Genomic DNA, 15102 nt, shown 5'->3' on the forward strand with positions numbered 1-15102 from the left:
CGGGGAAGACGGCGCGGACCTGGACGTAGCGTGGGCGCATGAGGGAACGACTGGTGATCATCGGGGCCGACGCGGCGGGGATGTCGGCGGCGTCGCAGGCCCGCAGGCTGAAGGGCCCGGACGAGCTGGAGATCGTCGCGTTCGAGCGGGGCCGGTTCGCGTCCTACTCGGCGTGCGGCATCCCGTACTGGGTCGGCGGTGACGTGGAGAGCAGCGACGAGCTCATCGCCCGTACGCCCGAGGAGCACCGGGAGCGCGCCATCGACCTGCGGATGCGCACCGAGGTCACCGAGATCGACGTGCCGGGGCGGCGGGTGCGCGCCCGTGACCTGGAGTCGGGCGAGGAGGCCTGGACGGCGTACGACAAGCTGGTGATCGCCACCGGCGCCCGCCCGGTCCGCCCCGAGCTGCCGGGCATCGACGCGCCGGGCGTGCACGGCGTGCAGACGCTGGACGACGGCCAGGCCCTGCTCGACACGCTGCGGCACACGCGCGGTGAGCGCGCGGTCGTCGTGGGCGCCGGGTACATCGGCGTGGAGATGGCGGAGGCGCTGACCCGCCGCGGCTACCGGGTCACGGTCGTCAACCGCGGCCCGCAGCCGATGGCGACGCTCGACCCGGACATGGGCGCCCTCGTGGGCGAGGCCATGTCCGGCATGGGCCTGGAGATGGTCAACGACGCCGAGGTCACGAAGATCCTCACCGGCGAGGACGGCCGGGTCCGCGCGGTGGCCACGGACGACGGGGAGTACGCGGCGGACATCGTCGTCCTCGGCATCGGCGTCCGCCCGAACACGGACCTGGCCCGCGCCGCCGGCCTGCCGATCGGCGAACACGGCGGTCTGCTCACGGACTTGGCGATGCGGGTCCGCGGCCATGACGACATCTGGGCGGGCGGCGACTGCGTGGAGGTCCTCGACCTGGTCGCCGGCCGCGAACGCCACATCGCCCTCGGCACGCACGCCAACAAGCACGGCCAGATCATCGGCTCGGGCGTCGGCGGCGACTACGGGACGTTCCCCGGCGTCGTCGGCACGGCGGTCAGCAAGGTCTGCGACCTGGAGATCGCGCGTACGGGCCTGCGCGAGAAGGACGCGCGCGCGGCGGGCCTGCAGTACGTCACGGCCACCATCGAGTCGAACAGCCGCGCCGGCTACTTCCCGGGCACGGCCCCGATGACGGTGAAGATGCTCGCCGAGCGTCGCACGGGCCGCCTCCTCGGCGTCCAGATCGTCGGCCGCGAGGGCGCTGCGAAACGTGTGGACATCGCAGCGGTGGCCCTCACGGCCCGTATGACGGTCGAGCAACTCACCGCCCTCGACCTGGGCTACGCCCCACCCTTCTCCCCGGTCTGGGACCCGATCCTGGTAGCGGCCCGCAAGACGGTGACGGCGGTACGGGACAGAGGCTAGGCCCGGCCGCCTCCGCCCTGGCGGAACTCCTCCAGCGCCCCGACCACGGCCCGCGACTCCTCCCCTCCCGACAGCTCGATGTGCGGCAGCATCAGCAGCAGCCCGAAGAGCCACGGGTACGCGGGCACACCGTCCCGGAGCGCTGCCTGCAGCGACCGCACACAGTCGAGTACGAGGCGGTCCTGTTCGTCCCAGGACCCGTACTCGCCGTCACCTGCTCGCGCCAGGCGTCGGCGATCTCCTCCCGCTCCGCAGCGCTCGTTTCCAGCCAATTACAAGAGCGTTGAGAGCTCATCCCCGTCCTCCAGATCCATCTCGAAATACGCCTCATCCAGCTCGGCCACCGACTCCCCCGCCCACTGCCCGAGCAGCCCGGGGCAGGACCACACCTCCGCCGGGTAGGCGTCCGCGGGCGCCGGGTGCGTGGCCGGTGCGTAGAGGTGGTCGAGGTGCTGCTTGAACTTCTCGGCCTGGTAGCCGCCCCGGAAGCGCCGTCTGTCGGGGTGCTCGTCGGCGCGGTGCGTGCAGCCCCGCTCCGACACCTCGTCCCCGACCCGCCGCAGCAGCGCCCGCACTTCACGGCCCGGCCCGTACGGCAGGTCGAGCCCTGCGCCCACCCACAGGGCGAGGTGCAGCAGGACGAGCCGCACGTGCGGGTCGACGGCGGTGGCGTGCCGGCGGGCGGCCCACAGGCCGACGTTCTGCGCGACGGCGCCGCCTGCGGAGTCGAACGGGTCGTGGACGAGCGCCCGCGTCAACCCGCCGATGTCCAGGGCCCCTTCGGGCGTCAGGTACGCGGCGTCGAGGGCGCTGGTGTCCCGTACCGCGAACAACTCCTCGTGCCGTCCGCGGAGTTCGCCGAGCGCCTCCTCGGCCTGTTCGCGCAGGAACGCCGGGCACACCCAGGCGTCCATCGGGCCGTCGTCCTCCAGGAACCCCCTGGCCTCGGCGCGCCCGCCGGGGCTGCGCAGATAGAAGCCGAGCTGGGCGTCCGTCTCGTAGTGGCGCTCCTCGGGGTCCGGGTGCTCGCCCTCCCCGTGTACGCAGTCGGAGGCCGGAGGGAGGAGTCCGAGCGCCTGCTCCAGGCCTTCGATCATCTCGTCGAAGACAGGGCGTGCGGTGATCCTGTGGATGACGTACCAGCAGCTGACGTGCTGGGTGAGGACGAACCCGGCGAGGGCGCCGCGCGTGGGGCGGTCCGACAGGCCGCGGGCGTTGATCTCGATCGTGGGGCCGGGATCGCAGGACGGGTAGTCGTGCAGGAAGTCGGTCAGTTCCGCCACACCCTCGACGTGCTCCTCGGGCACGCGCGCGGGAATGCCGTCGACGCCGAAGGGCTCGATGGCGTCGGCGGCGAGCCGCGCGTGCCCGGCGACGTTGCCCGGACACAGGTCGGCCTCCTGTCGCGGCCGGTCCGCCGGCTCGCCCAGGAGGTACGCGACGCTGGGGCGCCAGAACAGCTCGGACTCGTCGAGGAGCGCCAACTCCTCCTCGTAGGGGTGCAGTTCGTGCCCGCACTCCCGCTCCCCCAGCGCGGACGCCGCGGCGAGCAGCGCCGCCACGGCCGCCGCACGCGCCGCCGCACCGGGCCGCCAGGCCAGGTACTCGACCATCTCGACGAGCCCCGCCACCCACACGAACGCCGCCTCCCCACCGGGATCGGCGGAGAGACGGCGGGCGCAGTCGAGTACGAGCGGTTCGGCCTCGGCGGCAGGCGTGTCGGCGCGCACCTGGCTCCAGGCCGCGTGCAGCTCGGCCGTGCGGTCGTCGGGAAAAGTGATCATGCCCCGTACGACGCGGGAGGGCCGGCCGGAGTTCCTCAGCGAGCCGTGCGCGTGTGCACGTACTCCACCAGGCGGGTCAGCGCGTCCGGGTCCGTGGTCGGGAGGACGCCGTGGCCGAGGTTGAACACATGGCCCTCCAGGTTCTGCGCGGCGGCCAGCACCTCGTCCGTCTTCGCCTTGACCGCGTCCTGGGTGGAGAACAGGACGGCCGGGTCGAGGTTGCCCTGCAGCGCCTTGCCGGGGCCGACACGGCGGGCGGCCTCGTCGAGCGGGACGCGCCAGTCGACGCCGACGACGTCCGCACCGGCCTCGCCGAGGAGCCCGAGCAGCTCACCGGTGCCGACGCCGAAGTGGATGCGCGGCACCCCGTACCCGGCGACGGCCTCGAAGACCTTCTGCGAGGCGGGCATCACGGAGCGGCGGTAGTCGGCGGGCGAGAGGGCGCCCACCCAGGAGTCGAAGAGCTGCACGGCCGAGGCGCCCGCCTCGATCTGCACCTTCAGGAACGCCGCGGTGATGTCGGAGAGCCGGTCGAGCAGATCGGCCCAGAGCTGCGGGTCGCCGTACATCAGGGCCTTGGTGTGCTCGTGGTTGCGGCTCGGGCCGCCCTCCACGAGGTAGCTGGCGAGCGTGAACGGCGCTCCGGCGAAGCCGATCAGCGGCGTCGCGCCCAGCTCGCCGGTGAGCATGCCGATGGCCTCGGTGACGTACGAGACGTCCTCGGGCGTGAGGTCGCGCAGCTGCGCGAGGTCCGCGCGGGAGCGGATCGGCCGCTCCACGACGGGGCCGACGCCGGGCTTGATGTCGAGGTCGATCCCGATGGCCTTCAGGGGGACGACGATGTCGCTGAAGTAGATCGCCGCGTCCACGTTGTGGCGGCGCACCGGCTGCAGCGTGATCTCGGTGACGAGGTCGGGGCGCATGCACGAGTCGAGCATCGGGATGCCCTCGCGCACCTTGAGGTACTCGGGCAGCGAGCGACCCGCCTGCCGCATGAACCAGACCGGCGTGTGCGGCACGGGTTCGCGCCTGCACGCCCGCAGGAAGGCGGAGTCCTTGACCGCGGCGTCGACGGTCGGGTTCGGGTTCGGCTGCTGGCCCGCTCGGGCACGGTCGTTGGCACTCACGTCGGAAAGTCTCGCACGTGCCGCGAACTGCACGGCCGGGACCGGGTGTCCTTCCCTGCACGGGCGGCCGCTTCCCCTTAACCTTCCCCGCATGGCTGCGGCGCAGGGACGACTCTCGGAGGATGCTGACGGGATGGACGGTAGGGAGGGGAATGCTGCGGATGATGCTGTTCCGCTCCCGTTCCGCACGGCCGTGGACGCGCTGCGCGCGGCCCGCCTGCGGCCGGAGATCGAGATCGACCCGGCCCCGGCGCCGAAGCGCCTCGCCCCGCACGCGTACGCCCTGGAGGCAGCGGTCGTAGAGGACGACCAGGACCTCGCCGACGGCCGCCTCGTCCTGCTGCACGACCCGGCCGGGCACGACGCCTGGCAGGGAACGTTCCGCCTGGTGACCCTGGTCCGCGCGGAGCTGGAGCCGGAGATGGCCGCCGACCCGCTGCTCCCCGAGGTCTGCTGGTCCTGGCTGACCGGCGCCCTGCAGGGCCGCGGACTCTCGTACGGCGAACCCAGCGGGACCGTGACCAGGGCCAGTTCGCACTACTTCGGCGGGCTCGGCACGCGGCAGCCCAACTCGCAGATCGAGATCAGGGCGTCCTGGACGCCGCGCGAGGGGCTCGGCGGAGTGCCGGACTCGGCGGCGCATCTCGCCGCCTGGTGCGATCTGCTCTGCCAGGTCGCCGGCCTGCCGCCGACCGGCACGGCGGACGCCTCGGTGGTGTCCCTGCCGCAGCGCCGCGGCCCGCAGACGCACTGAACCTGCCGGTCGACAGCGACCCGGAAGAAAAGAAGCAGAGAGCGAATCCGCTCTCTGCTTCTTGCGTGCGAGTTCTTGCGTGCGAGTTCTTGCGTGCGAGTTCTTGCGTGCGAGGGGTCATCCGTACGGCCCATCGACGCTTCGAACGGATGCGGTACGGGACCGGCGTTGACCGGCGACTGACCGACGGGCGACTCGGTTCGATCTTCGGATGATCGATCACACGTCTGAATTGCCCGAATTGCGAGTCACCAAATCGTGATCATTCGCTAAAGGCGGGCGCGGATGCTGCCGAAGGTGTCTGTGACCTTGAAAGCACGGTTCCACCGGCTTCTTCCCCGAGCCGGCCCCGTCCCCGCCATCCCCCCAGGAGGCCTGGTGTCCGTTCTCCTCGAGCAGCCCGCAAGCCTGGTCGCCTACCGCCCGAACAAGCCGACCGCCATGGTCGTCGTGGCGGACCCGCGCGTCCGTTCCACCGTCACCCGCCACCTCTGGGCGCTCGGAGTACGCGACGTCATCGAGGCGTCCTCGATCGCCGAGGCCCGTCCCCGCATCGGCAACCCGCGCGACATCTGCGTCGCCGATGTCCACCTGCCCGACGGTTCGGGCCTGACCCTGCTGTCCGAGACCCGCGCGGCGGGCTGGCCCAACGGCCTCGCCCTCTCCGCCGCCGACGACATCGGCGCCGTCCGCAACGCCCTCGCGGGCGGCGTGAAGGGGTACGTCGTCACCGGCACCCGCACCAACGTCGGCCTCCCCACCCGTCCCGGCGCCGCACCCATCGGCGCCGCCGCGGCCCGTATGCACCGCCGCCCGCCGGGCGCCCCGAGCCACCCGGGCGGGTACCGCGAGCTGTCCGGGCGCGAGGTGGAGGTGCTGCGACTGGTCGCGGAGGGCCAGTCCAACAAGGCCATCGGCGTCTCGATGGGCCTGTCCGCCCTGACCGTGAAGAGCCACCTCGCCCGTATCGCCCGCAAGCTCGGCACGGGCGACCGAGCCGGAATGGTCGCCGTCGCCCTGCGCACCGGCATCATCCACTGATCCGACCGACCCTCCCCACAAGGGGACGTACCCCCCTGACAAACCAGCACACCAGTCCCGCGCCCGCCGACGGAACGTTCCGTCGGCGGGCGCTCGGTCGTTGTCGGCCACGCCTCCCGAACCGCCGCCGCAGGGCACATCAGTACGAGGGGCAGCGCGCAGCGGTGAGTGCCGTCCAGATACATTTTCGCAGGTCAGCCCAGCAATCCAGCGAAGGTGCAGGTCAGACACCCGGCCGGGCAGATACCCTTGACCGGTGACCGACGCCCAAGAGACCGCAGAAGACAGACCACTGCGAACCACCGGAGGCGCTCCTCCGGACGAAGGCGTCGCAGCCCCCGAGGGAGAGCCGATTCCGCTGCTCGAACCGCGCGAGGGCATCCCCGACGTGATCGCCGACGAGGACTCGCTCGCCGCGGTCGTCGCCGCCTTCGCCGCTGGTCGGGGACCCGTCGCCGTGGACGCCGAGCGGGCCTCCGGGTACCGCTACGGCCAGCGCGCCTATCTCGTACAGCTGCGCCGCGAAGGTGCCGGCAGTGCCTTGATCGACCCGATCGCCTGTCCCGACCTGTCGGGGCTCGGGGCGGCGATCGCGGATGCCGAGTGGGTGCTGCACGCCGCGACTCAGGACCTGCCGTGCCTGCGTGAAATAGGCATGATCCCCACCCGCATCTTCGACACCGAGCTGGCCGGACGGCTCGCGGGCTTCCCGCGCGTCGGCCTCGGCGCGATGGTGGAGTCGGTGCTCGGGTACGTGCTCGAGAAGGGCCACTCGGCCGTCGACTGGTCGACCCGGCCGCTGCCCGAGCCCTGGCTGCGGTACGCCGCGCTCGACGTGGAGCTCCTCGTGGACCTGCGCGACAGCCTGGAGAAGGAGCTCGACCGGCAGGGCAAGCTGGACTGGGCGCACCAGGAGTTCGACGCGATCGCGAGCGCCCCGCCCGCACCCCCGCGCAAGGACCCGTGGCGGCGCACGTCCGGGATGCACAAGGTGCGCCGCCGCCGGCAGATGGCGGTGGTACGGGAGCTGTGGACGGCCCGCGACAAGGTGGCGCAGCGGCGTGACGTGTCGCCCGGCAAGGTGCTCGGCGACGCCGCGATCGTGGAGGCCGCGCTCGCGCTGCCGCCCAACGTGCACGCGCTGCGGCAGCTGCACGGCTTCGGCAACCGGGCGAGCCAGCGTCAGCTGGAGCAGTGGCAGGCCGCCGTGGACCGCGCCAAGGAGCTGCCGGAGAGCGAACTCCCGCAGCCGGGGCAGCAGTTGACGGGTCCGCCGCCGCCCCGCTCGTGGGCCGACCGCGACCCGGCGGCGGCCGCGCGCCTCTCGGCGGCGCGGGCCGCGGTGACGGCGCTCGCGGAGGAGCTGAACATGCCGCAGGAGAACCTGATCACGCCGGACACGGTGCGTCGGGTGTGCTGGGAGCCGCCGGCGACCCTGGACGCGACCTCGGTCGCGGCCGCGCTCGCCGGGTACGGGGCCCGGACCTGGCAGATCGAGCAGGTGACGCCGGTGCTTGTGGAGGCGCTGGCGGCAGGGGCCAAGTAGGGCCGCTGCTTCCCCCGGGGGACCCGCACCTCAGACGCCGGAGAGGCTGATTCGTCAGCCTCTCCGGCGTTTCGCGTTCGCCGCCACGGAGTGTGACCTTCGCCGCTCCGGGCGGGGGGCCTGTTCCACTTGGTTACCGGCAAGTAGCATGAGTGTCGTAGCCGCCGGAGCACGCCCAGCGGCAGCGATCCCGCACCCCTGGAGGAGAGCCATCGTGCCTCGTACCGTCAGGGACGTCGTCTTCGTCGACGGCGTCCGCACCCCGTTCGGCAAGGCGGGCCCGAAGGGCATCTACCACGAGACCCGCGCCGACGATCTCGTCGTGAAGTCCATCCGGGAGCTGCTGCGCCGCAACCCGAACCTCGACCCCGCCACCATCGACGAGGTCGCCATCGCCGCGACCACGCAGATCGGCGACCAGGGCCTGACCCTGGGCCGTACCGCGGGCATCCTCGCCGGACTGCCGCAGTCGGTGCCCGGTTACTCGATCGACCGCATGTGCGCCGGCGCCCTGACCGCCGTGACCGCCGTCGCGGGCGGCGTGGCCTTCGGTGCGTACGACGTCGCCGTGGCCGGTGGCGTCGAGCACATGGGCCGCCACCCCATGGGTGAGGGCGTCGACCCGAACCCGCGGTTCGTCAGCGAGAAGCTGGTCGACGAGTCCGCCCTGTTCATGGGCATGACCGCCGAGAACCTGCACGACCGCTACCCGAGCATCACCAAGCAGCGCGCCGACGAGTACGCGGTGCGCTCGCAGGAGAAGGCCGCCAAGGCGTACGCCGACGGCAAGATCCAGGCCGACCTCGTGCCGATCTCCGTACGCCGCACCAACGAGGAGGCGGGCGAGACCGGTTGGGGGCTCGCCACCGCCGACGAGCCGATGCGTCCGGGCACCACCCTGGAGAACCTGGCCGGCCTTAAGACGCCGTTCCGTACGCACGGTCGCGTCACCGCCGGTAACGCCGCGGGTCTGAACGACGGCGCCACCGCCTCGCTGATCGCGTCCGAGGACTTCGCGCGCGAGAACAACCTGCCGGTCAAGATGCGCCTCGTCAGTTACGCCTTCGCGGGTGTCGAGCCGGAGGTCATGGGTTACGGCCCGATCCCGGCGACCGAGAAGGCCCTCGCCAAGTCCGGTCTGTCGATCGACGACATCGGCCTGTTCGAGGTCAACGAGGCCTTCGCCGTGCAGGTGCTCGCGTTCCTGGAGCACTACGGCATCGCGGACGACGACGCGCGCGTCAACCAGTACGGCGGCGCCATCGCGTTCGGCCACCCCCTCGCCTCCTCCGGCGTGCGCCTGATGACGCAGCTGGCGCGGCAGTTCGAGGAGCAGCCGGAGGTCCGTTACGGCCTCACGACCATGTGCGTCGGCTTCGGCATGGGCGCGACGGTCATCTGGGAGAACCCGCACCACAAGGACGCCGGAGGCGACAAGTGAGCACCACCACCGCTGAGCTCCTCAAGGGCGCGGCCGAGCTGTTCCCCGACGAGGTCGTGACCCAGGCGCACGTACGCCACCTCGAACTGCCGCACGGCGCGGGCAAGTTCGCGCTCATCACGCTCGACAACGGCCTGGACCACACCAAGCCGACCACCTTCGGCCCGCAGTCGCTCGCGAACCTGAACGCGGCCGTGGACCAGGTCGAGGCGGAGGCCAAGGCCGGTGACATCGTCGGCGTCGGCCTCACCGGCAAGCCGTTCATCTTCGCCGTCGGCGCGGACCTCAAGGGCGTCGAGCTGCTGAAGCAGCACTCGGACGCGCTGGCCATCGGCAAGGGCGGGCACGACGTCTTCAAGCGTCTCGCCGGTCTGGCCGTGCCGACCTTCGCGTACTACAACGGCGCGGCCATGGGCGGCGGTGTCGAGGCCGGTCTGCACTGCACGTACCGCACCGTGTCCAAGGCGCTGCCCGCGTTCTCGCTCCCTGAGGTCTTCCTCGGCCTGGTGCCCGGCTGGGGCGGCTGCGCGCTGCTGCCGAACCTGATCGGCGCCGAGAAGGCCGTGCAGGTCATCATCGAGAACTCGCTCAACCAGAACCGCCAGCTCAAGGGCAAGCAGGTCTTCGAACTCGGCATCGCGGACGCGCTGTTCGAGGGCGCGGACTTCCTGGAGCAGTCGCTGCTGTGGACCGCCAAGGTCCTGAACGGCGACGTCAAGGTGGAGCGCCCCGAGGTGGACCGCGGTGAGGCCTGGGACCAGGCCGTCGCCAAGGGCCGGTTCATCGCGGACGGCAAGGTGCACGGCGCCGCCCCGGCCGCGTACCGCGCGCTCGACATCATCGCCGCGGCCAAGGACGGCGACCTGCAGGCCGGGTTCGACGCCGAGGACCAGGCGCTCGCCGACCTCATCATGGGCGGTGAACTCCGCGCCGGGCTCTACGCGTTCAACCTGGTGCAGAAGCGCGGCAAGCGTCCCGCGGGCGCGCCGGACAAGAACCTGGCGCGCCCGGTCAGCAAGGTCGGCGTCGTCGGCGCCGGTCTGATGGCCTCTCAGCTCGCGCTGCTCTTCCTGCGCCGCCTGGAAGTGCCGGTCGTGCTGACCGACATCGACCAGGAGCGCGTCGACAAGGGTGTGGGCTACGTCCACGCCGAGATCGACAAGCTGCTCGGCAAGGGCCGCATCAACCAGGACAAGGCCAACCGCCTGAAGGCCCTGGTGACCGGTGTGCTCGACAAGGCCGAGGGCTTCGCGGACGCGGACTTCATCATTGAGGCCGTGTTCGAGGAGATCGGCGTCAAGCAGCAGGTGTTCGCCGAGGTCGAGGCCGTCGCCCCGGCGCACGCGATCCTCGCCACCAACACCTCCTCGCTGTCCGTCACGGAGATGGCGTCGAAGCTGAAGCACCCGGAGCGGGTCGTCGGCTTCCACTTCTTCAACCCGGTCGCCGTGCTGCCGCTCCTGGAGATCGTCCGCGGTGAGCAGACCGACGACGCCTCCCTGGCCACCGCGTTCGGTGTCGCCAAGAAGCTGAAGAAGACCGCGGTCCTGGTGAAGGACGCCCCGGCGTTCGTCGTGAACCGCATCCTGACCCGCTTCATGGGCGAGGTGCAGAACGTCATCGACGAGGGCACCCCGGTCGCCGTCGCCGAGAAGGGCGTCGAGCCGCTCGGTCTGCCGATGTCGCCGCTGGTCCTCCTGGAGCTGGTCGGCCCGGCCATCGGCCTGCACGTCTCCGAGACGCTGAACCGCGCCTTCCCGGAGCGCTTCAAGGTCTCCCCGAACCTGAAGGCCGTCGTGGACGCCGGCAAGCGCGGCTTCTACGTCTACGACAGCGGCAAGCCGGAGCTCGACCCCGAGGTCCAGGCCCTCCTCCAGCAGGGCGACAGCGTCCTGACGGAGGAGCAGGTCCGCGACCGCGTGCTCGACGCCGTGGCGCAGGAGATCGGCCTCATGCTCGACGAGGGCGTCGTCGCCGAGGCGCAGGACATCGACCTGTGCCTGATCACCGGCGCCGGCTGGCCCTTCCACCTGGGCGGCATCACGCCGTACCTGGACCGTGCGGGCGTCTCCGAGCGCGTCACCGGGAAGCGCTTCCTGGAGCAGGGCGTGGCGAGCGTGCCCGCCTAGGCCGTCTCCTTCGGATCTTGCCGGGGGCGCGGGGTCTGGCACGCACAACTCGACCAGCACTTACCGCCGACCAGATCCGGCCTGATCCGAAGGAAACGGCCTAGGCCTTACGGCTGTTCTCGTACGGCTGCCCCCGATGCCCGCAGCGGCGTCGGGGGCAGCGGTGCGTGAGAGGGTCGAGCCATGCGCACTCTGCTCGTCGTCGACGCCGCCAACACCGTGGGATCCGTGCCGGACGGCTGGTGGCGGGATCGGCGGGGTGCGGCGGAGCGGCTGCGGGACGGGCTCGTCCCGTACGCCGATGCGGGGATCGACGGCCACCCCGGCCCGCTCGACGTGGTGCTCGTCGTGGAGGGCGCGGCGCGCGGCGTGGAGTCCGTGCCGGGCGTACGGGTCGACTCCGCGCCCGCGAGCGGGGACGACCGGATCGTGGAGCTGGTCGCCGAATCCGCCGCCGAGGTCACCGTCGTTGTCACCGCCGACCGTGAACTGCGGCGCAGGGTCGGCGAGTTGGGTGCCGTGTGCGTGGGGCCGCGGACGGTCTACCCGACGCGGCGGTAGATCACCGCGTCCTCGACCTCCGCCGTACGCTCGTACCCGGCGGCGAGCATCGCGCGGAGCGTGGGCAGGGCGTCGGGGGCGTACGGCTTGCCGCGGGAGTCGTCGACGATCAGGTCGGGCGGGTTCGCGGCCATCTCCTCGCGGAACACGTCCCAGGCCCCGTCGACCGCGTACTTCTCCCCCACCTGCGGGCCGTTGCGGCCTCCGCTGTAGTTGGTGAGGAAGCCCGCGGTGAGGTAGCGGGACGCGGGCGTGCGGTCGGCGAGCCAGTACGTCTCGGGGTGCATGCCCCAGACGAGGACGCGGTCGTCGGCGTCGGTGGCCCGGGAGACGGCCTGGGCGACCCGCTCCGCGTGCGCGAGGTCGGGGCGCGCCGCCAACAGCCCCCAGGCGAGGAACAGGGCGCAGGCGAGCGCGGACGTGCTGAGCGTCGCCGAGGTCCAGTCGCGCGGCAGGCTCTGCAGGGCGGCGGTGCCCAACAGGGCGAGCGCGGGCACGAGTTGCAGGTAGTAGTGGCCGAAGAAGTGGAAGCCGACGCAGACGGCGACCGCGGACGCGCCGAGCCACACCCAAAGGTCCGCCACGCCTGCGCGGGAGATCCGCAGCCCCCGCACGAGCGCCGGCAGCAGTCCCGCGCAGGCGACGGCGAGCAGCGCGGCATTGCTCAACGCCCGTGACAATACGTGCAGTTCGGAGCCGGTGAAGGAGGCGTACGCGCCCGATCCGGTGACCGTCCAGAACAGGAAGCCCCGCGGGTCGGTGGCGAGGGCGGCCGCGAGCACGGGCAGCACGGCGCCCGCCGCGAGCCGCAGCACGTCGGCCCGCCGCGCGCCGGAGACCCACAACAGCCAGAGCACGGGCAGGAGCACGGCGCCGCCGGTCTGCTTGGTGAGGAAGGCCGCCGCGACGGCCGCGCCGCACCAGACCCAGCGGCGGCGGTCGGCGAGCCACACGGCGGCCGCGGTCGCCGGGAGCATGAAGACCTCGAACGTGGCGGCCTGGGTGTCCTCGGGGTTGAGCCCGACCGAGAGGAACAGGTACAGGACACCGGCCGTGCGGCCCGCGGCGTCGCCCCAGCGGCGCCGGGCGAGGGAGGCGAGGAGCACGGCCGTGGCGAGGTGGGCGAGGACGGCGAGGACCTTGAGGGGCAGTAGCGAGTCGTCGCCGAAGAGCGCGAAGGAGGCCTCGTACAGCCAGGGCAGCAGGGGCGGTTTGCGGTCGACGACCGTCTCGTAGAGCGCGCCGCCGTCGGCCAACATGCGGGCCTGGACGGCGAGATAGCCCTCGTCCGGGTTCCACAGCTTGACGCGGAACGAGGGGATGCGGGTGAGGAGCGCGAGCAGTGCGAGGGCGGTGAGGAGGCGTGGCCAGTACGCGGAGCGCCCCGCCCGCGTGCGGACGGGGCGCGCCCCCGGTTCGACGCGCTGGTGCGGCAGCGTGGGTGTTGCGGGGGGCGGGTCGGAGCGGTTGGCCGGCATGGGGGCCAAGGTATCCGGCGCTGGGGGGCGGGGTGTTGAGGTGTGCGGTTCGCCCTACGGGCGGTTTTCTCCCCGCCCCGCCCTTTCCCGAAAGCTTGCAGCAGCTTCGGGGGCTCTGCCCTCGGACCCCTTTCGCGCCCCGCGGCGGAGCCGCTGATGTACACAGCCCCGCGCCCCTATCGGGGCGCAGCCTTTCCGCCCGTGAGCGCCTTGCCCAGCCTGCTGTGGCCTCGGCCGTACGCGAAGTACACGACGATGCCGAGGAGCATCCACCCGCCGAAGCGGGCCCAGGTCTCGCCCGGCAGGTTGAGCATCAGCCACAGCGAGGCGGCGATGGAGAGGATCGGCAGCACGGGCACCCACGGGGTGCGGAAGGAGCGCGGCAGGTCGGGGCGGGTGCGGCGGAGCACCATCACGCCGAAGGCGACGACCACGAAGGCGAACAGGGTGCCGATGTTCACCAGCGTGGCCAGCTCGTTGATGCTGGTGAAGCCCGCGACGATCGCGATGAGCACGCCGAGCAGGATGGTCGGCCGGTACGGGGTGCCGAACTTCGGGTGGGTGATGGCGAAGAACCGCGGCAGGAGACCGTCCCGGCTCATCGCGAAGAACACCCGGGTCTGGCCTAGGAGCAGGATCAGACAGACCGTCGTGAGGCCGACGGCGGCGCCGAAGCTGATCACACCCGCGTAGAAGGGATGCCCGACGTCCTTGAAGGCGTCGGCGAGCGGGGCGCTGACGGACAGTCTCGTGTAGTGCTGCATACCGGTGACGACCAGCGCCACCGCTACGTACAGGACCGTGCAGATGAGGAGCGAGCCGAGGATGCCGCGGGGCATGTCGCGCTGCGGCAGCTTGGTCTCCTCGGCCGCGGTGGCCACCACGTCGAAGCCGATGAAGGCGAAGAAGACGATGGACGCGGCGGTGAAGATGCCCATCACGCCGAAGTTGGTGGGCTCGTAACCGAACATCAGCTGGACCAGCGGGGCGGTCTCCCAGCCGCCGCCGGCCTCCGGGGTCACCGGGTCGGGGATGAACGGCTTGTAGTTGTCGCCGACGACGAAGAACAGGCCGGCGACGATGACGATCATGACCACGGTGACCTTGATCGCGACGACCAGTCCGGTGATCCGGGCGGACAGCTTCATGCCGAGGACGAGAATCACGGTCAGGACGAGGACCAGGATGAAGGCCAGGATGTCGAAGGTGCCTCCTGGCACGTCCGGCCCTTCGAGTGACGCCGGTAGGTGCCAGCCGGCGTTGTCCATCAGCGAGCGCACATAGCCGGACCAGCCGACCGCGACCACCGCCGTGCCGAGCGCGAACTCCAGGACCAGGTCCCAGCCGATGATCCAGGCCGGCAGCTCCCCGATGGACGCGTACGCGAAGGTGTACGCCGAACCGGCGACGGGCACCGTCGACGCGAACTCCGCGTAGCACAGGGCCGCCAGGGCGCAGACGATGCCCGCGGCGACGAAGGCGAGGGCGGTCGCCGGGCCCGCGTTCTCCTTCGCCACCTTGCCGGTGAGGACGAAGATGCCCGTGCCGATGATGACGCCGACGCCGAAGACCGTCAGGTCCCACCAGGACAGCGACTTCTTGAGCGCGTGCTCCGGCTCTTCGGTGTCCTGGATCGACTGTTCGACGGTCTTGGTGCGGAACAGTCCGCCGGAGGGCGGTGGTGTGCTGCTGCTCACGGGCGTGCTCCCTTGCTGACGATGCTCGCCATGATCGAAACCTGCGCGGCGTGTCTGTGTGGCGGTATGCCCGATTGGCAAGGAGTTTCACACGAAAGGCCCGGCCGAGCCACCCGTAGGGAGTGGCTCGGC

General features: G+C 71.6%; 12 protein-coding genes. 7 read left to right on the forward strand and 5 right to left on the reverse strand.

Annotated features, from left to right (window positions below):
* Positions 1 to 38: 38 nt before the first annotated feature.
* Positions 39 to 1412, forward strand: coding sequence for an FAD-dependent oxidoreductase (locus tag QIS96_RS00555; protein WP_282540289.1), 1374 nt, complete (start codon positions 39 to 41; stop codon positions 1410 to 1412).
* Here QIS96_RS00555 and QIS96_RS00560 read toward each other — a convergent pair.
* Genes QIS96_RS00560 through hemE form a run of 3 tightly spaced genes read right to left on the reverse strand, consistent with a single transcriptional unit; the run spans position 1409 to position 4323 of the window.
* Complete coding sequence (locus QIS96_RS00560) at positions 1409 to 1684, reverse strand: hypothetical protein (protein ID WP_282540290.1); 276 nt, start codon at positions 1682 to 1684, stop codon at positions 1409 to 1411. The two genes, QIS96_RS00555 and QIS96_RS00560, sit on opposite strands and share 4 nt — an antisense overlap.
* Entirely contained in the window at positions 1685 to 3196 is a 1512-nt protein-coding gene (locus tag QIS96_RS00565) for a hypothetical protein (protein WP_282540291.1), read from the reverse strand.
* 35 nt (positions 3197 to 3231) lie between these two features.
* On the reverse strand, positions 3232 to 4323 hold the full coding sequence (gene hemE, locus QIS96_RS00570) for a uroporphyrinogen decarboxylase (protein WP_408907090.1): 1092 nt from the start codon (positions 4321 to 4323) through the stop codon (positions 3232 to 3234).
* Between the two features lie 91 nt (positions 4324 to 4414).
* Here hemE and QIS96_RS00575 point away from each other — a divergent pair, with 91 nt between their 5' ends.
* The 6 genes from QIS96_RS00575 (at position 4415) to QIS96_RS00600 (ending at position 11795) form a co-directional block, all read left to right on the forward strand.
* The gene (locus QIS96_RS00575) at positions 4415 to 5077 is read left to right on the forward strand and encodes a DUF3000 domain-containing protein (protein WP_282540292.1); all 663 of its coding nucleotides are present in this window, start codon (positions 4415 to 4417) and stop codon (positions 5075 to 5077) included.
* Positions 5078 to 5455: 378 nt separating this feature from the next.
* Complete coding sequence (locus QIS96_RS00580; protein WP_128374800.1) at positions 5456 to 6118, forward strand: response regulator transcription factor; 663 nt, start codon at positions 5456 to 5458, stop codon at positions 6116 to 6118.
* 256 nt (positions 6119 to 6374) lie between these two features.
* Entirely contained in the window at positions 6375 to 7664 is a 1290-nt protein-coding gene (locus QIS96_RS00585; protein ID WP_282540293.1) for an HRDC domain-containing protein, read from the forward strand.
* Between the two features lie 214 nt (positions 7665 to 7878).
* A complete protein-coding gene (locus tag QIS96_RS00590; RefSeq protein ID WP_282540294.1) occupies positions 7879 to 9105 on the forward strand; it encodes a thiolase family protein in 1227 nt (408 codons plus the stop codon).
* Positions 9102 to 11234 carry a 3-hydroxyacyl-CoA dehydrogenase NAD-binding domain-containing protein gene (locus QIS96_RS00595; RefSeq protein ID WP_282540295.1) on the forward strand — a complete coding sequence of 711 codons (2133 nt, stop codon included), beginning with the start codon at positions 9102 to 9104 and terminating at the stop codon, positions 11232 to 11234. Before QIS96_RS00590 ends, QIS96_RS00595 begins: the two co-directional genes overlap by 4 nt.
* 183 nt (positions 11235 to 11417) lie before the next feature.
* Positions 11418 to 11795: a PIN domain-containing protein gene (locus tag QIS96_RS00600; protein WP_282540296.1), complete on the forward strand. Its 378-nt coding sequence runs from the start codon at positions 11418 to 11420 to the stop codon at positions 11793 to 11795.
* On the opposite strand, the gene QIS96_RS00605 is transcribed toward QIS96_RS00600, so the two are convergent.
* Positions 11777 to 13273 carry an ArnT family glycosyltransferase gene (locus tag QIS96_RS00605; protein WP_282540297.1) on the reverse strand — a complete coding sequence of 499 codons (1497 nt, stop codon included), beginning with the start codon at positions 13271 to 13273 and terminating at the stop codon, positions 11777 to 11779. The genes QIS96_RS00600 and QIS96_RS00605 overlap by 19 nt on opposite strands.
* Positions 13274 to 13449: 176 nt before the next feature.
* Positions 13450 to 14970, reverse strand: coding sequence for an amino acid permease (locus tag QIS96_RS00610; RefSeq protein WP_282540298.1), 1521 nt, complete (start codon positions 14968 to 14970; stop codon positions 13450 to 13452).
* Between the last annotated feature and the right edge of the window lie 132 nt (positions 14971 to 15102).

This window comes from Streptomyces cavernicola (assembly GCF_029968035.1).
In the GTDB taxonomy this organism is placed as follows: Bacteria; Actinomycetota; Actinomycetes; order Streptomycetales; family Streptomycetaceae; genus Streptomyces; species Streptomyces cavernicola.